The organism is Massilia sp. BGA-UO-ETr-WB1 (assembly GCF_059567845.1).
Window position 1 is genome coordinate 34431 of the sequence record NZ_JCAQOT010000020.1, and the last position, 17010, is coordinate 51440.

Annotated in this window: 14 protein-coding genes, 1 tRNA gene and 1 pseudogene; 6 read left to right on the forward strand and 10 right to left on the reverse strand. The window is 67.3% G+C overall.

Going from position 1 to position 17010, the window contains the following annotated elements:
- From AC56DV_RS04560 to AC56DV_RS04585, 6 genes are all read right to left on the reverse strand, one after another.
- On the reverse strand, positions 1-522 hold the full coding sequence (locus AC56DV_RS04560; RefSeq protein WP_496313122.1) for an SH3 domain-containing protein: 522 nt from the start codon (positions 520-522) through the stop codon (positions 1-3).
- An 8-nt stretch (positions 523-530) separates the two neighbouring features.
- Positions 531-2204 carry a hypothetical protein gene (locus AC56DV_RS04565; RefSeq protein ID WP_496313123.1) on the reverse strand — a complete coding sequence of 558 codons (1674 nt, stop codon included), beginning with the start codon at positions 2202-2204 and terminating at the stop codon, positions 531-533.
- Positions 2182-4578, reverse strand: a complete 2397-nt coding sequence (locus tag AC56DV_RS04570; protein WP_496313124.1) for an FtsW/RodA/SpoVE family cell cycle protein — start codon at positions 4576-4578, stop codon at positions 2182-2184. Before AC56DV_RS04570 ends, AC56DV_RS04565 begins: the two co-directional genes overlap by 23 nt.
- On the reverse strand, positions 4575-5789 hold the full coding sequence (locus tag AC56DV_RS04575; RefSeq protein ID WP_496313125.1) for a serine/threonine-protein kinase: 1215 nt from the start codon (positions 5787-5789) through the stop codon (positions 4575-4577). Before AC56DV_RS04575 ends, AC56DV_RS04570 begins: the two co-directional genes overlap by 4 nt.
- Positions 5790-5898: 109 nt before the next feature.
- A complete protein-coding gene (locus AC56DV_RS04580) occupies positions 5899-6360 on the reverse strand; it encodes a hypothetical protein (RefSeq protein ID WP_496313126.1) in 462 nt (153 codons plus the stop codon).
- Positions 6361-6462: 102 nt separating this feature from the next.
- A complete protein-coding gene (locus AC56DV_RS04585; RefSeq protein WP_496313127.1) occupies positions 6463-6999 on the reverse strand; it encodes a GNAT family N-acetyltransferase in 537 nt (178 codons plus the stop codon).
- Positions 7000-7123: 124 nt separating this feature from the next.
- On the opposite strand from AC56DV_RS04585, the gene AC56DV_RS04590 reads away from it, so the two are divergent.
- The gene (locus AC56DV_RS04590; protein ID WP_496313128.1) at positions 7124-8539 is read left to right on the forward strand and encodes a M20/M25/M40 family metallo-hydrolase; all 1416 of its coding nucleotides are present in this window, start codon (positions 7124-7126) and stop codon (positions 8537-8539) included.
- 10 nt (positions 8540-8549) lie between these two features.
- On the opposite strand, the gene AC56DV_RS04595 is transcribed toward AC56DV_RS04590, so the two are convergent.
- The gene (locus AC56DV_RS04595; protein ID WP_496313129.1) at positions 8550-9404 is read right to left on the reverse strand and encodes an MBL fold metallo-hydrolase; all 855 of its coding nucleotides are present in this window, start codon (positions 9402-9404) and stop codon (positions 8550-8552) included.
- A gap of 225 nt (positions 9405-9629) precedes the next feature.
- Between AC56DV_RS04595 and AC56DV_RS04600 the strand changes: the two genes are divergently transcribed.
- Complete coding sequence (locus tag AC56DV_RS04600; protein ID WP_496313130.1) at positions 9630-11462, forward strand: TOL_0244 family TonB-dependent receptor; 1833 nt, start codon at positions 9630-9632, stop codon at positions 11460-11462.
- 67 nt (positions 11463-11529) lie between these two features.
- Positions 11530-12744 (forward strand): voltage-gated chloride channel family protein, encoded by a 1215-nt coding sequence (locus AC56DV_RS04605; RefSeq protein WP_496313131.1) that lies wholly within the window; start codon positions 11530-11532, stop codon positions 12742-12744.
- Positions 12745-12815: 71 nt separating this feature from the next.
- Here AC56DV_RS04605 and AC56DV_RS04610 read toward each other — a convergent pair whose 3' ends face one another.
- Positions 12816-13025 carry a hypothetical protein gene (locus AC56DV_RS04610; RefSeq protein WP_496313132.1) on the reverse strand — a complete coding sequence of 70 codons (210 nt, stop codon included), beginning with the start codon at positions 13023-13025 and terminating at the stop codon, positions 12816-12818.
- Between the two features lie 605 nt (positions 13026-13630).
- Here AC56DV_RS04610 and AC56DV_RS04615 point away from each other — a divergent pair.
- Together AC56DV_RS04615 and AC56DV_RS04620 are read left to right on the forward strand one after the other, a co-directional pair.
- Positions 13631-13715 (forward strand) — tRNA-Leu (locus AC56DV_RS04615).
- 165 nt (positions 13716-13880) lie between these two features.
- Positions 13881-15110, forward strand: a complete 1230-nt coding sequence (locus tag AC56DV_RS04620; protein ID WP_496313133.1) for a tyrosine-type recombinase/integrase — start codon at positions 13881-13883, stop codon at positions 15108-15110.
- A gap of 143 nt (positions 15111-15253) precedes the next feature.
- Here the strand turns inward: AC56DV_RS04620 and AC56DV_RS04625 are convergent, their stop codons facing one another.
- Positions 15254-15556 (reverse strand): AlpA family transcriptional regulator, encoded by a 303-nt coding sequence (locus AC56DV_RS04625; protein WP_496313134.1) that lies wholly within the window; start codon positions 15554-15556, stop codon positions 15254-15256.
- A 349-nt stretch (positions 15557-15905) separates the two neighbouring features.
- On the opposite strand from AC56DV_RS04625, the pseudogene AC56DV_RS04630 reads away from it, so the two are divergent.
- Positions 15906-16266: pseudogene (locus tag AC56DV_RS04630) on the forward strand (tyrosine-type recombinase/integrase); the annotation flags it as partial.
- Here the strand turns inward: AC56DV_RS04630 and AC56DV_RS04635 are convergent.
- A complete protein-coding gene (locus AC56DV_RS04635; protein WP_496313135.1) occupies positions 16253-16507 on the reverse strand; it encodes a helix-turn-helix transcriptional regulator in 255 nt (84 codons plus the stop codon). The pseudogene AC56DV_RS04630 and the gene AC56DV_RS04635 sit on opposite strands and share 14 nt — an antisense overlap.
- Between the last annotated feature and the right edge of the window lie 503 nt (positions 16508-17010).

Consider the following 17010-nt stretch of genomic DNA (forward strand, 5'->3'; position numbering starts at 1 on the left):
TCATTCCGCTGTGCGCCGCAGCCAGAGGCTGCTCACCCAGCCGGTGCTGCTTTCGCCGTCCGCGAGGGTGCGCACCTGCCACCAGTCGCCGGAGCGCAGCCCGGTGGGCATGACGCTGGCGCCGGCCGGCACCAGGGCCAGGCGCGGCGCGTCCACGCTGGCGGAGGCGCGCAGGTTCAGGTCACGGTGCACGCGGAAGGGATGCAGCGCGGCGCCGCTGGACGCGGCAGGGCGGGCAGGACCGGCCATGCCGGCCGCGCTGCCTGTGCCGGCATGGCTGACGGCGGCGTTGGCCGGTGAGAAGGCGCCCGGCAGGCCCGATTGCGCCAGTTGCGGCAGCGGCGCGCCGGCGAAATGCAGTATCAGGCTGCCGAAGGCCCAGGCGCCCGCACCGGCGATGAGCAGGTTGCGCGCGGTGGGGCGGCGCCACCACGCGCGCGGCGTCAGCCAGGAGGCCAGTACCAGCGTGATGGCCAGTCCGGCCAGCCAGGCCGCTGCGCCGTAGTAGGAGCCGGGATGCATGGCGCCGCTCACGCGTCGAAGCGCAGCACGTAGTGGCCGGCGACGAGATGGTGGCCTGCCGGCAGCAGGTAGGGCGCGTCGGCGCTGGCTTCGCCTATGCTGGCGACGAAGTCCATGCGTTCGTCCAGGTGGTACAGCGCCTGCGAAGCGGCCAGGCGGCCGATCTTGAAGCCCTGCGGCGCGGCCTCGAAGCTGAAGGCGTTGCGCGACAGGCCGATGCGGTCGGCGCTGGCGTTGCTGTTGCTGGCGCCGCCGTCGGGTCGGTGGTTCAGGAAGCGCGGCGAATCGAGCACGCGCAGCGCTGCCAGGGCGGGCGAACTGCGGCCGAACTGGAAGCGCGCGCCAACGGCGATGGCGCTGCTGAGCGGCTGCGCCAGGCACAAGGTTGCGCAATAGCGTTCGGCCATGGCCGGCGGCGCGGGCAGCAGGCGGATGGCGCGCGCGTCCACCGGCGTGAAGCTGGCGGGCGCGGTGATGCGCTGGCGGCCGCTGTCGGTGCAGGCATAGAGCTCGTCGCTGTCGTTGACCAGGAAACTGATCGCCTTGGCGGAGGCCGGATCGGCGTTCAGGCCGAGCGCGTGGCTGAACGGGACTTCCAGGGTATTGGCGCCGGTTTCGCGGTAGCGGCTCAGGCGCGGCAGGGCCAGCGCCACCAGGCTCACGCGCTGGCGCTGCACCACCGGCGCGTAGGTCGCATCGGTGGCGTCGGTCTCGCCGCTGCGCGTGGCTGGGCGGCGCGATGGCAGGGGGACGGCGGTCGGCTCGCCGGCATCCGGCGCCAGTGCCGGGCGCGCCTGCCAGACCGCCGGGCGGGCGGCGGCGGGGCTGCCTGCGTCGGCCGGCGAGCCAGCCGGCGGGATGGTAACGCCGCTGCGCCGCATCGCCGCCGTCTCCGGCGCTGCTGAGATGGCGTTCATGGCGCCCGGCATGCGCGGCGCGGGCGCCGAGCTGCTGCGGGTGATCTTGAGCAGCAGCCGCGCGCCCGCTCCATGCGCGTCCACGGTGCCGCGTTTCGATGTGATGACGTAGTGGCCCTGGCTGGCGTCGAAGCTGCAATTGAAGGCGTCCTTGGGGCGCATCTGCACCACCGGCTGCGCGTCGGGACCGTCGTTGAGCAGCAGGATCGCGCCGTCGTCGCCGAACGGCCAGCCGCTGGCCACATAGCTGGCCATGCGTTCGCTGCCACCGATCAGCGCCAGGCGCTGGTTCGGATAGACCGGGCACACCGGCTTCCATACCGCGCTGTCGCGCGAGACGCTGACGTTGAACAGCGCCTTCTCATCCGGCGCCGGCAGGTAGACCGCGTGGCCGAAGCGCACTTCCACTTCGCCGGGCGCCAGTTCCTCCTTGCCCAGCACGTCGTAGCGCACCTGGTCGCTGCCGAGCAGGTCGCCGAAATCCTTCTGGTGCAGCGCGGTCAGCGTTTGCGCCAGTTCGCGGGCGCGGTTGCCGCGCGTGAGGTGGTAGTCGTCGTCGACTTCCTCCTGCGGCAGCATCAGCGTCACATGCGAGAAGCAGCGCGTGGCGGCGCGTCCGCGATGTTCGCGCGGGCAGCGTTCCAGCAAGTCGCGCAGCAGAGGGCGGCGCGAGAACAGCGCCAGGCCCGGCGCCTGCCAGATTGCCTCGGCGTTGAAGACGTCGGGAATCCGGCCCAGGACTTCATGTTGGACGTAGATCGGCATGTTCATTCTCCTCTAAAGATTGCGCGCTGACCGCACAGCAGGCTAGCAGGGGGCACAGGAAAAACAGCAAATGGCTGCCGCCTGCGGACAGGAAGCTCATGGGCTGGCCCATGATGGGGAAGATGGCGAGGTTGGTGCCCCAGGACAGCAGCAGGTGGCCGAACACGAAGGCGGCTCCGCCGCACAGGGCGAAGTAGCGGAAGCGGCCCAGCCAGGCCAGGCGGAAGTCGCGCGCCATTGCGGCGGCGGCGCAGGCGCGCGCTGCCACGTGCAGCAGGCCGGCCACCAGCACGGCTTGCGCGGTCCACAGCAGCACGGCGCCGAGCAGGCCGTGGCGGTTGAGGAAGAAGGCGGGCGCGAAGTCGTCCTGCACGGCGGGGATGTTGACGGCGGCGCCGGCGGACAGGCCGAGCGAACGCAGGCCCAGCATGCTGTCCGCACCCCACCAGCCGCCGTCGGCAATGGCGCGCGCGCCAAGCAGCAGTTGCTGGCCGGTGTGCGGATGGGAGGCGGGGGCGAGCCAGACCTGGAAGCGGTCCGCGTAGAAGCTGGAGGCCAGCGGCCATTGCGCCACGCCGTCCGCTCCTGCGCCGCGCACCAGGGCAATCGCCGCCATCGCCGCCAGCGCGGCGCACGCGAGGCCCGCGGCCAGGGCGCGTTTGCGGGCCGCCACGGCGTAGGCGAAGGCCATCGCCAGGCTCCACACGAGCAGCAGGATGAGGGGGGAGAAGTCGTCCACCTGGACCAGCGCGAGGCCGAGCAGGGCCAGGAACAGCAGGGCGGGCGCGGCCAGTTGCAGGCAGCGGGCGGCGTGGCCTTGCTGCGGATAGCCGGGGGCGCTCCAGCCCATGCGCAGGGCGAGGCAGTGGGCGGTGAGGGCGGTCAGGGCCAGTTTGGCCAGTTCCACCGGCTGCAGGTCGAACACGCCGGTTTCGTCGCCCCACAGGACTTGCGCGGCCAGCGCGGCCAGCGCGGCGGCGGCGAGCAGGGCGAGCAGCCATTCCATGGTGCGCTGGGGCGTGACGGCGCGCGCGCTGCGGCTCCACAAGTGCCACAGCGCGCCGGCGCCGCTGCCCGCCGCGAGCAGGGCGGTGCTTTTCTGGTAGTAGCGCAGCCAGGACGAGACGCTGGCGCCGAGGCCGAGTTCCAGCTGCACCAGCAGGCCTGCCGCCAGCAGCAGCAGCGCTGCGGCCACCGGGAGGGAGAGACGCCCGGGCGTGAGCAGCCACAAGGCGAGGCCGGCGGCGCCGAGCAGCAGCGAGCATGCGGCGCTGGCGGGATGTCCTGCGCGCTGCGCGAGAACTGCAGCGACACCTGCCGCCAACAGCGCCGCCGCCGCGACTGTTTGCGCCACATGGGGCGCGCCAGGCGTGGCCGCATAGAGGCGCGGGGCGGCGTATGCGATCGCGAGGGCGCAGATGGCGGTGGCGAGCAGCGCGAACACGGCCGGGGCTTGCCAGGGATTCCACAGTGCGCGCTGCTGCCATTGCCAGCTCGCTTGCGGCGCCAGCCGCGCGCCGGGGGCGATGAACAGCGCCACATGCCGCGCCGGGGCCAGTGTCAGCACATCGCTGCCGACAGGCGACGGCTGGGCGCCGGCACCGACCTGGAAGCGCGTGCGGCCGATGCTGAAGGCGTTCACGCCCGCCAGCGGCTGCTCTTCCTGCCGCAGGCTGGTTTGCAGCCCGGCGCGCCCAAGCCGCAGCGCGGTGTGGCCGTCGTCCTGGCTGCCGCCGCTGAACACGAGCTGCGCGCCGCTGCGGGCCAGCATGGCGGCGCCGGGTGCGATGCCTTCGAGGCCGAGCCGGTTGCCGCAATGGAGATTGCCGCCGAAGACCAGCGGCCGGGCCAGCGTCAGGGCATGCGGCGCGATGCGGTTCCACAGCGCGGCCACGCGCGCGGCGGCGGAGGCGTCCGGGCAGGATGGCTGGGCGCTGCCGTCGCGGTACAGGGTGGCGCCGTCATAGCGCCAGCCGCTGCCGCCGTACTGGAAGGCGGTCGATCCGCCGTCCGTGCCGGTGGAATCCAGGCTGAACACGGCGCCGCCGACCTGGAAGCGGCCGGCGCCGGCCAGTGCTGCGCTGCCCATGCGCTTGTCTTCGCCGCTGCGGTGCAGTACAACTGGCCGCGACGCGCTCAGGTTGCGCAGCAGCCAGGCGCCTTGCGCGTCACGGCGCAATTGGAGGTGGGCGCGCTCGGCCTGCGGCGCGGCCAGTTCGCGCTCGCCCAGCGTTGTTTGCCGGCCTGGCGCCAGGCGGATTTCAATGGCGGCGGGCTGCCAGGCTGCGGGGGCGCGCAGCAGGGACCAGGCTTGCAGGGCTGTCAGTATGACCAGCGCTGCGGCGGTGGCGGCGAACAGGCGTCCACGCATCATGCCTCCGCGTCGCTGTGCAAGCAGGCATGGGCATGGGCATGGGCACGGACGTGGGCGTGGCCGGCCGCCGTGCTCCACCAATGCGTGGCCTGCTCGGGCGGCAGCGTAACCGCCGGGCGTGGCGTCCAGTGGGCGTAGGCGGCGTGCGGCGCCGGGCCGATGGCCGTGCTGCTGCCCGCCGGTGCGCCTGCCGTCATGTTGGCCAGCCAGGCAGCGGGCCCGCCGGCCTGCCGCCGCGAGGGCGCTTCCGCTGGTCCGCCTTCCGCGCCGCCGATGAGGGCAAGCTGGCGACTGATGTCGATTGCGTGGCGTGGACGCGCTTGCGGTTCGGCTGCCAGCAGGTGGCGCAGCAGCCGGAGCGCGGCCTCGCCCGCGGCGTCGCTTGCCGCGCCGGCAAAGGCGTGCGCGAACTGTGCTTCCTCGTCCGGCTGCAGGATGGCGGGCAGGCCGCCGTGCTGGCGCAGCAGCAGGCCGGCGCCTGCCGTGTGGTGGTCGCGGTAGGCCTGGCCGCATGCGCCGCAGTAGCGCAACTGGGCGCCGGTGGCCATGAAATAGAACAGCGCGCCCAGCGCAAAGTAGTCGCTCTGGCGCCCGGTGGCGTAGCCGCCTCCGCCGGCCGGGAAGAACTGCTCCGGCGCCTGCCAGTTTGCCGTGCCCGCGTAGGAGTGTTCACTGAGCGCGTCCAGCCGCCGGTTGGTGCCGAAGTCGGCCAGCTTGACCGTGCCCAGCTGTGCGTCGACCAGCACGTTGGCCGGTTTCAGGTCCAGGTAGCGCCAGCCGTACTGATGCACCTTGGCCAGCGCCTGGTTGAGCTGCGCCATCCATGCCAGCACGCGTTCCGGCCGCAGCGCCTCGCCGCGGCCCTGCAGCGTTTTCATGTGGCGGCCCAGGTCGCAGTCCAGCAGCTCCAGCGCCAGCACCGGCAGGCCGTTGTGCCAGCCGCTGTCGAGCAGGCGCACGATATGGCGCTCGTCCCAGGGCTCCAGCAGTTGCAGGAAGGTGATTTCGTTCTCGGCGCTGGCGATCCAGCGCTCGCGCTGCGCGGGCTGGGCGCGCGCCATCTGGGCTTCGTTGATCAGCTTGAGCGCCACGTCGCGCGTGCCGCGCGGCCCCTCGGCGCGCCAGATGACGCCATAGGCCGAACCGCCGATGCGCTCGCGCAGGCGGTAATGGCCCAGTTCCAGGGTGATGATGGTGTCGCTAGCTGTCATGGTGCTCCCCACACGGCGGCATGCCGTTGCGGAGCGCTAGCGGAGGGACGTAAAAAAACGGCCTGTGCGCTGGGCGCAGGCCGTTAAGGGGTCTTACAGGGATCGGGTATCAGCGGTGGCCGTGGCCACGGCCGTGGCCATGGTGGTGACCGCGGCCATGGCCGCGGTCGTAGTAGCCGCGGTCATAGTAGTAGTCGCGGCGCGATTCGCGATAGTAGCGCGGGCGGGCCGGTTCGACGTAGACCACGGCAGGCTCGTAGTAGCGCGGCGCCGGTGCGTAGTAGACCGGTTGCGGTGCAGGCGCGTAATAAACCGGGGCAGGCTGGGCGTACACGCGGGTGGACACGTAACCGCCGCCGTGGTGGCGGCCGCCGCTCAGGCTATTGCCCACTGCCGCGCCAACCAGGCCGCCGACCACCGCGCCGCCCGAGCCGTTCTGGCTGCCGATGGCCGCGCCGATCACGGCGCCGGCGGCGGTGTTGAAGTCACGGTCGCCCGCAGCCATGGCCGTGGACGAGACGGCAACGGTGGCCAGCACTGCTACCGCGCCCAGGAATTTTTTGATCAGCATGGTGTTCCCCTTTGCTCGGCCAGGACCGGAATGGTCGTGTCGCCGTCGTATGAATCCACTATAGCTGCCTCTGCCGTGCGCACGGAACGAATATACACATTCTTACAAAGCTGTCCGGCGCGCCTCCCACTCGGGCCGCAGCAGGCTGTAGATGCTGACATCCTGATAACGGCCGTTGATGAAGAAGGCCCCGCGCAGCGTGCCCTCCTCGCTGAAGCCGCATTTTTGTGCGATGCGCACCGAGCCTGTGTTGGCGGGCGCCGTGAGCAGTTCCATGCGGTGCCAGACATGCACTTTAAACAGGTGATCGACTAGCAGTTGCAGCGCCTCGCTGATGTAGCCGCGTCCGGCCAGCGCCGGTTCCAGCAGGCGGTAGCCGATTTCGCGCGTGCTCGGCGTGCGGCTCTTGAAGTGCGTGATGACGCCGACGATGTGGTGGGCGCGGTCTTCCACCACGAACAGTTCGCTGTCGTCGGTGACGTAACCGTTCTGCATGAACTCCCTGCGCATGGCTTCGGGCGATTTGAACTGCTGCGAAAAGTAGTCGCCGCGCGAGGGCAGGTCGTTGACCAGGGCGATGAAGGTGTTCAGGTCGGCGGTCAGCAGGTGACGCAAGGTGCAGAGTTGTCCTTTAAGCATGGCGGCTTCCGTCAGTACAGGAAGCTTTAGTGTAAATCCAAAAACTCGTGCGCAACATTATTAAATACGTTATCGTTTCCGTCCTCGCCACCATCCCTGGCGTGATACCGAAAATAGGACCCGCATGAAAACCGTTTTGACCGTTTTGATGAGCTGCATGCTGAGCGCCGGCGCGATCGCCGCCCCGGCCAACGACCCCGCCACCCTGGGACAGATCCGCGACGCAGCGATGAAAAGTGACTACGCCTTCGAGCGCCTGGCCGACATGACGGACCTGATCGGTCCGCGCCTGTCCGGCTCGCGCGGCGCGGCGGCGGCCGTGGACCAGGTGGCAGACGCCATGCGCAAGCTGGGCGCCAAGGTGACCCTGCAGCCGGTGAAGGTGCCGCACTGGGTGCGCGGCGAAGAGAAAGCGGAGCTGGTCGACTACGCGGGCCGCCCGGCAGGCTTGAGCCAGCGCGTGGTGCTGACCGCGCTGGGCGGATCCGGTGCCACGCCGGCCGCCGGCATTACTGCGCCGGTGATCGTGGTGCGCGACTTCGACGAACTGAAAGCGCGCGCGGCCGAAGTGAAGGGCGCCATCGTGCTGTTCGACGTGAAGTTTGACCAGGAAATGGCCGACCGCGGCCTGGCCGGTCCGGCCTACGGCCACGGCTCGCGCTTCCGCACCCAGGGCCCGAAAGTGGCCTCGCAAATGGGCGCTGCGGCCTTCCTGGTGCGTTCGGTGGGCGGCGCGGACTTCCGCCTGGCCCACACCGGCGCCACCGCATTGAGCGAAGCCGACCGCATCCCCGCAGCGGCGGTGACGGCGGAAGATTCGATGCTGATCGTGCGCCTGCTGAAGCGCGGCCCGGTGAAAATGCACCTGACGCTGACGCCGCAAAACCTGCCGGACGCCGACAGCTTCAACGTCATCGCCGACCTGCCGGGCACCGACAAGGCCGACGAGATCGTGATCGTCTCCGGCCACCTGGATTCGTGGGACCTGGCCACCGGCGCGCATGACGACGGCGCCGGCGTGGCTGGCGCCATGGGCGTGCTGCAAACGCTGAAGGCGCTCAAGCTGCAGCCGCGCCGCACCATCCGCATGATCGCGTGGATGAACGAGGAGAACGGCACGCGCGGCGGCAGCGCTTACCACGCGGCCAACAAGGACACCATCCTGAAGCAGTTCGCCGCCATGGAGAGCGACGGCGGCGCCGGCCGTCCGTTCGGCATCATGGGCAGCGTGGAGCCGAAAGCCGAGAAGTACTTCGCGTCGGTGCAGGCGGCGCTGCAGCCGATCGGCGCAGGCGTCTTCACGCGCCGCGACCACGTGGGCGCGGCCGACCTGTTCCTGCTGGAGAAGGACGGCGTGCCGCTGTTCCAGCCGCACGTGGACACCTCCACCTACTTCCACTACCACCACACCGCGGCCGACACGCTGGACAAGGTGGACCCGGAGAACCTGCGCCGCCACGTGGCGGTGATGTCCACGCTGTCGTGGTACCTGGCGAACATGGAGCAGCCGCTGGGCCGCGCCCCGGCGGTCGAGAAGTAAGAAGGCGCTGTTAAATGGCGTTCAGCGGTATCTTCAGATACCGCACGCCATTGTCCTCCGGCTCGGGCAGATGGCCGGCGCTGATGTTGACCTGGATGGCAGGCAGGATCAGCACCGGCATTTGCAGCGTGGCGTCGCGCGCGGTGCGCATGGCGACGAACTCCGCCTCGCCCACGCCGTCGCGGATGTGGATGTTGGCGGCGCGCTGCTCGGCCACGGTCACTTCCCAGCGCGCTTCGCGGTGGGCCGGCGGATAGTCGTGGCACATGAACAGCCGGGTCTCCGGCGGCAGGGCCAGCAGGCGCTGCATCGACCGGTACAAGGTGCGGGCGCAGCCGCCGGGGAAGTCGCAGCGCGCCGTGCCCACGTCCGGCATGAACATGGTATCGCCGACGAACACCGCGTCGCCCACGTGGTAAGCCATGTCGGCCGGCGTATGGCCCGGCACGTGCAGCGCGCGCGCCGCCAGGCGGCCGATCATGAATTGCTCGTCCGGCTCGAACAGGTGGTCGAAGCGCGCCAGATCGTCGGCGCCGCCGCTGTTGTACACGTGCGAGAACGCGTGCTGCACCGTGCGGATGCCGGCGCCGATGGCGATGCGCCCGCCCAGTTGGCGCTGCAGGTAGGACGCGCCGGACAGGTGGTCGGCATGGGCGTGGGTTTCCAGCAGCCACACGGTCTGCAGCCGGTGCGCGCGCACGAACTCGGCCACCAGGTCCGCCGAGCGGGTGGCGGTGCGGCCGGATTTGGGATCGTAGTCCAGCACCGAATCGATGACGGCGCATTCGCCGCCGTCCGCTTCGTAGACGACGTAGGTGACGGTGGACGTGGCGGGGTCGAAGAAGGCTTGGATTTGCGGTTTCATGGCGCGCATTATATAAACAAAACGCATAACGCAACACATCAACGCAGCTTTTTCGATGCTTGTTCAAGGCGCTTGTTCAAGCCATATCAATACGCGTATGATGTATTTCAGTGTTCTGTCTGCGGGAGTGTGCTTATGGCCCTTAAACGCTGTCTGACCGGCGCGGCGCTTAGCCTGGCCACACATGCGGCCCATGCATATCCTGTTCAGGACAACTTAATCAGCATGTCGCTGGAAGAACTGGGGGCCGTCCGCATCACCTCCGTTTCGAAACGCGAAGAACGCCTGGCCGACGCGCCGGCCGCCGTCTACGTGATCTCCGCCGCCGATCTGCGCCGCTCCGGCGCCGCCAGCCTGGTTGAGGCATTGCGCCTCGCTCCCAATCTGCAAGTCATGCAAATCAGCTCGGACAATCATATTGTCACCGCGCGCGGTTTCGCCGCCGACAATAACAAGCTGCTGGTGCTGATCGACGGCCGTTCGGCGTATACGCCGCTGTTTGCCGGGGTGTTCTGGGACGCGCAGGACGTGCCGCTGGACGACATCGAGCGCATCGAAGTGGTGAGCGGGCCGGGTGGCACGCTGTGGGGCACCAACGCCGTGAATGGCGTCATCAACGTGATCACCAAGCAGGCCGGCGCCACGCAGGGCGCGCGCGTGGCGCTCAGCGGCGGCAATGCGCGCAAGGACGGCACGGCGCGCTACGGCGCGGCGCTCGGGGCGGGCGGTGCTTACCGCATCTACGGCAAGGCATTCTCGGTGCGGAACACCGAGACCGCGTCCGGCAAGGAGATCAACGACGCCTGGCACAAGCAGCAGGCGGGCTTTCGCGCAGACTGGCGGCAGGGCGCCGACAGCTTTACCGCGCAGGGCGACGTCTACCGCGCCCGCAAAGGCCATCCTCTGCCGGGCGTCATTATCGTCTCCGGGCTAACCGTGCCGCTGGCGGATGTCGAACTGGGCGGCGGCAATCTGCTGGCACGCTGGACCCGCCAGCTCGGCACAGGAGGTGCGCTCAGTGTGCAGGCATACTACGACCGCACCGAACGCGACCTGCAGCCCTTCCTCAACGAGACGCTGGACATCCTGGACCTGCAGGCGCAATACACGATGGCGCCGGTCGGCCGCCATGCGCTGGCCTTCGGCGCCCAGTACCGCCACGCGGACGACCAGCTGGAAAACAGCGTGTATTTCGGTTTCCTGCCGGCTCGGCAGAAGGCAAAGTGGACTAGCTTGTTCGCGCAGGACGAGGTGACGCTGGGCGACGCCTGGCGCATGACGCTGGGCCTGCGCGCCGAGCGCAACGGCTATACCGGTACCGAGTTCCTGCCCAATGCGCGCCTGGCCTGGAAGGTCGGGCCGGACAGCATGCTGTGGGGCGCCGTGTCGCGCACGGTGCGCGCGCCGTCGCGCCTGGACCGCGATCCCGTGGTGCCCGGCGTGCCGCCTTACCAGCTGATCGGCGGGCCGGACTTCCAGTCCGAAGTGGCGCGCTTCTTCGAACTGGGCATCCGCAGCCAGTTCGGTCCGGACCTGCTGTATTCGGTCAACCTGTACCGCGCGCTGTACGACGACCTCCATACGCTGGAGCTGGTGCCGCGCCAGCCCAGGGTGAAATTCGCCAATGGCATGATGGGCGCCTCGCGCGGCCTCGAAGCGTGGGCCAGCTGGCAGCTCACGCCGTCCTGGCGCCTGCGCGGCGCGGTGACGGCGCAGCACACCGACACCTGGCTCAAGCCCGGCGTGGTAGATCTTGGCAATTCGCTCAAGCGCACCGGGCGCGACCCGGCCCACACCGCGTCGCTGCGCTCCAGCTGGCAGATGGGCGGGGAGCGCGAGTTCGACGTGGCGCTGCGCCGCGTGGGCGCGCTGTCCGATCCGGACGTGCCGGCCTATACAGCGGTGGACATGCGCTTCGGCTGGAAGCTGCGGCCCTCGCTGGCGCTGTCGGTCACCGGCAACAACCTGTTCGGCGGCGGCCATGGCGAGGTGACGGACGTGGCGTACCGCACGCAAGTGCGGCGCAGCCTGGCGCTGGAACTGGTGGCCTGGTTCTGAGAGGCGCTGCTGCCGCTGTTGCTGCTGACTTGCCGGGCCAGCGTTCCTTTGCTACGATGGCCCGACTTTGACCCAGCCATTCGCCTACCTCGCCAAGTGGACCTTCATCGCCAGCCTCGTCGCCGTGCTGGCCGGTTCCGCGTCGGCGTTTTTCCTGTACGCGCTGGACGCCGCCACCGCGTGGCGCCAGGCCCATCCCGCCATCATCTGGCTGCTGCCGCTGGCCGGCTTTGCTGTGGGCTGGATCTATCTGCGCTTCGGCCGCTCGGTCGAGGCGGGCAACAACCTGCTGATCGACGAAATCCACGACCCCAAGCAAGTGGTGCCGCTGCGCCTGGCGCCGCTGGTGCTGGGCGCGACCATCGTGTCGCACCTGTTCGGCGCCTCGGTGGGCCGCGAAGGCACGGCCGTGCAGATGGGCGGCGCGCTGGCGGACCAGCTCACGCATGTGTTCCGCCTGCGCCTTGAAGACCGGCGCATCCTGCTCATGGCCGGCATCAGCGCCGGTTTCGCGTCGGTGTTCGGCACCCCGCTGGCCGGCGCCATCTTCGGACTGGAAGTGCTGGCCATCGGCCGCATGCGCTACGACGCCATCTTCCCCTGCATGCTGGCGGCCGTCGTCGCCGACCAGGCCGGGATCGCGTGGGGCGTGCAGCATATGCACTACGCAGTGGGGGCGCATGTTCCGGTGACCGCGGCGGCGCTGCTGGCGGTGATGGCGGCCGGGATCGTGTTCGGCCTGGCCGGCATGCTGTTCGCCAGGGCGGCGCATGCCGCGGCCGCTTTCATGAAACGCCACGTCGCGTATGCGCCGGTGCGCCCGCTGCTGGGCGGCGCGGCGATTGCACTGGCGGTGTGGGCCATCGGCACCGACCGCTACATCGGCCTGGGCCTGCCCGTGATTGTGGACGCCTTCCGCCAGCCGCTGGCGCCGTGGGACAGCCTGGGCAAGTTCGCCTTCACCATCGCCTCGCTGGGCAGCGGCTTCAAAGGCGGGGAAGTGACGCCGCTGTTCTACATTGGCGCCACCCTGGGCAATGCGCTGGCGCCGCTGCTGCACCTGCCGTTCGCCTTGCTGGCCGGGCTGGGCTTCGTTGCGGTGTTCGCGGGCGCGGCCAACACGCCCATTGCGTGCACGGTGATGGCGATCGAACTGTTTGGCCCGGAAATCGGCCCCTATGCGGCGCTGGCCTGCGTGGTCAGCTATCTGTTTTCCGGCCACACCGGCATTTATCACGCGCAAAGGCGCGGCCACGCCAAGACTGGCGTGGAGCGGGAGTAATCAGTGGGATGCTGGTAATACCGTTGTGAAACTGCCGGCGGGGAGGGGACCGGCGCAGGAGGCTGTCAGCGTCAGTTGCCTGGGACGGCTGTGGCCACCTGTTGCGCTACCAGCGCGTCGCGCTTGCAGTGCTTGGGCATGCTGGTTTTGGCACCCGAATCGATGCCGGCGATAACGTCTGCGCACGCGCTTCCGGATCGTTGCGCGTGGGAGGGCGCCATCAAGCCGTTCAGGACGTAAAAAAAGTAAAACGCAATCGCTGAGATAGTAAATGTTTTCATTTTGACTCTACCCGTTGCAGTGTAGAAAAAGTCTAACACATCAGCGTGCCGCACGGATCATCGATAGGAAAATTTCATGATTCTGTAACAATTTCTGGTGCGTCCACGCAACAAAAAAAGTTATAATTTCTATATCGCAAGTTTTCGAAATTACAACGCATTTATAGTGTAGGTCAAATCGTCCGAAATGTAACATGCTTCTTACTACTCAGATCTGAGGCAGTCCACCGGCAGCAGTCTGGGCGCCCTGCGCGCAGGGTGGAAACCCAAGAACACCCACTAGTGTGGAAAAACCACAGGCCACGGTAACCGCGCTGGCAAGCAAAATCCCGGCCAGGCCCATAGTTGAGGCAAGGATGTGAGACAGCCGAGCCCGAGGCCGCTCAAGGCACTCATCACGCCAACCAACCACTTGACGAGCTCGGTGTTGAGGCGCTGCTGGTTGGCACTCATCTCCGCAATTTTCCTGTCGAGGGGCGCGCGGATCGATGGTGGCAGCCGTCGTGGCCCTCAAACGCCTTCGGCTCGCGCGGCGCGTTGGTTGGCACGGGCCAAACTCGCTCTGGTGGTTATGTTTCAGTCATGGCATAATGCCGGGCTGCACGGCTCCGATGGTGAAATTGGTAGACACTGGAGACTTAAAATCTCCCGCCGCAAGGCGTGCCGGTTCGATTCCGGCTCGGAGCACCACCTGCCTTTCCGGCTTGGTCCGCCCAAGTCCGCCCGCGACGAACTTTCCCTATGAGGCGGCCGCATCGTTGTCTGTTGTGATGCGTATCTGTCCATTGACATCTCAGCGATTTAGGGGCATTTTTAGGGGCATTCTCCAAATGCCCCTAACCGGATGCCCCTAACATGCCCCGGACCGTTATCCCGCTGACCGACACCCAGGTCAAGAACGCCAAACCCAAGGACAAGCCGTACAAACTGGCCGACGGCGGCGGTTTGTACCTCGAGGTCATGCCGACCGGCGCAAAATTGTGGCGGATGAAATTCATGCAGGCCAATGGCAAGGAGAACCGCCTGGCGTTCGGCCGCTATCCGGACGTGAGCCTCGCGAAAGCGCGGGCGGCGCGCGCCGAGGCCCGGCAGCTGCGGGCTGCGGACATCGACCCTGGCAAAGCGCGGCGCGACGGCAAAGTTGCCGCCGCCGCCGCCGCGGCGCACACCTTCGAAGCGGTGGCGCGCGCCTGGCTGGTCAAGTCGGCGGCGACCCGCGCGGCCAGCACGCAAGAGAAGAATCAATCCTGGCTGGAGAAGAATATTTTTCCGCTGATCGGTACATTGCCGATCTCCGCCATCTCTTCCCGGGACGTGCTGCTGGCACTGCAACGGATCGAGGCGCGCGGGGCGGTGGAGTCGGCCCATAAGATCAAGCAGCTATGCGGCCAAGTGTTCCGGTATGCGATCGCTGCAGGCCTGGCCGAACGGGATGTGACGGCCGACCTGCGCGGCGCGCTGGAGGCCATCCCCAAATCGCACTATGCGGCGATCACGGAGCCCGAACAAGCGGGAGCACTCATCCGTTCCATCCGTGCGTATGCCGGCCATCCATACGCGGCCGCGGCGCTCAGGCTGGCGCCACTGGTGTTTGTGCGGCCAGGTGAGCTGCGCGCAGCGGAGTGGATGGAGATGGATCTGGAGGAAGGCGAGTGGCGCATCCCGGGCGGCAAAATGAAGATGGGCGTTGATCACATCGTGCCGCTGGCCAGCCAAGCCGTGGAACTGCTGCGTGCGTTGCATGCCATGACGGGGAATGGCCGATACGTGTTTCCGAGCATCCGCACCGGCGAGCGCTGCATGAGCGAAAATACAATCAATGCGGCACTGCGCAGCATGGGCTACGGCAAGGATGTGATGACCGGTCACGGTTTTCGTGCGATGGCGCGCACTATCCTCGATGAGGTGTTGAACGAGCGGGTTGACTTGGTGGAGCATCAACTGGCGCATGCCGTGAAAGACCCCAACGGCAGGGCATACAATCGTACCGCCCACCTTGCCGCCCGCAAGCTGATGATGCAGCGCTGGGCGGACTACCTGGACCAGATCGCCAAACCGTCGGTTACGACCGGAAAACGTGCCTAATTGACGGATCGCCGGTCGAAACGGCTGCACTCGCGCGGTGCGGTTGGGGATGCACGCTTGGCCCGGGCGACAGCCATAGACGAAATCCGTTTGCGCGCCACCGTAGCCTGTCGGAGTGGGCTGCGGTGGCGTGCCCGAAAGTACTATTTAGGGCGGAGGTATTGCTGGTTTGCCGCTTTTTGCCTGCCTATGCAGCCAAGCTGCCATGTTGCGATCTCCTCCGCATCCCAAGCTACCGCGCGCACACCGATCGGGATGGGTGGCGGGAAAGTGCCTTCCTTGATGGCCTCGTAGATTGAGGAGCGGGAACGCCCGGTCGCCTCGATGACTTGTCGTAGCCGTAAGAATTTTCTCGGCGCTGGCGTGATTTCTTTTTCGCTTCCGTGGCCAGTTGCGATCAAGGCGGAGGACCCTGTGGTGCGAGTGCATAGTACGTTGTCAGACATTGCTAGCTCCTTAGCATTGGGTGTCTTGGGGAATGGGCCGACTGAAGTTTTTCAGTCCCTGGCGGTTCGGCGGTCGTGCTCGCGCCGGAGGCCGGGGCCCCGGGGCGTTGATCGGTCAACCGAGTATGGGAAAAGGTGAATAGGTGGCCAGCAACCACGCACGGCCTACACGCGTTGCGATGTTTGATGCCGAAAGCGTTGTCGCCGCCTCGCATATTCTTGTTCGGGCTGAAGGCTTGCCTAGTTCAGCAGGGCCAGCTACTGCAATTGCAATCTAATCGGCGCCGCCGCGCGTGTCAAACTGCGTGCACCGGAATAGCACTCGCACTCTGCTCCGACGGAAACAGTTGAGGCTGTCGACATCTTTATCGCGCTGCGCACCTGCGCCGGCACTTCCCGCTATGTCCTGCCATTGCGCTATGACGCCGATCTGCCATCTCGAACGCGACGTTGAACCAGGTGACGACGTCGGTGTCGCGTGTCGCGCGTGCCGCCGGCCGCTGGCCGACTTCTCGCCCCACGACCTGCGCCGCACGGCATCGACCCAGCTGCACGAGGCGGGCTACAACACCGACTGGATCGAGAAGTGCCTGGCCCACGAGCAGCAGGGCATTCGGGCGGTGTACAACAAGGCTGAATATGCGGAACAGCGGCGCGCGATGCTGCAGGACTGGGCCGACATGATCGACGAATGGGTCAGGGCCGCTTGAGCCCCGGCGCGGGCTGCGGGACGGAGGCAGCCTGCTGCTGCGCGATCCAGGCGTCCACTTCGCCAAGGTCCCATGCGACGGAGCGGGCCGTGATCGAGAATCGCTTGGGGAATTTGCCGCAGCGCTCCAACTCCAGGATCGTGCGTTCGCCAAGTGGCACCTTCTGCAGCAGTTGTTTGCGTTTGATGAGGACGCGGCCAGGTGCCATCATCTCCGTGGTAGTGAGCAGGCGGGCATTCACACTTCTCTCCTTCGATCATTGCATGGGAAAGGTTGCGCCGACTGAGTCTTCAGTCCTTGGCGGTTCGATGTATGAGAAATGTTCGCTCACAAATCGCCGAAGGCAGCCCCAGCTCAGAAATCCGCCAAGCCCATCGCAAGCGACGCTGACGTGGAAAGAACTAGTGAAGCGGCCACAGCGCTTCGCCGACTAGCATCGAGAGTGTCGGTAGGAGTGAGCTATAAACGCTACGTTGAGGAATTGCCCGACGTCGATTTTTTTGTGTCGGAGTTCGAGGACTCTGAACTGGGGAAAAAAGCGCCTCGGGCCGTGCTGGCTTATCGTGAAGCGCTTAAGCGCTACAAACACGCTGCTTTGATTTGGGAGGCTCATATCAGACTAGGGAGACGCTGAACAATTGAGTTTACCAGCCACACCCAACGTGTTCAGTGTTCCCGTTTTAGTCTCGGCAAGTCGAAAAAGGGCATGAAAAGCGGCCAATTAGCCCTCGAGTCTGCCGATTG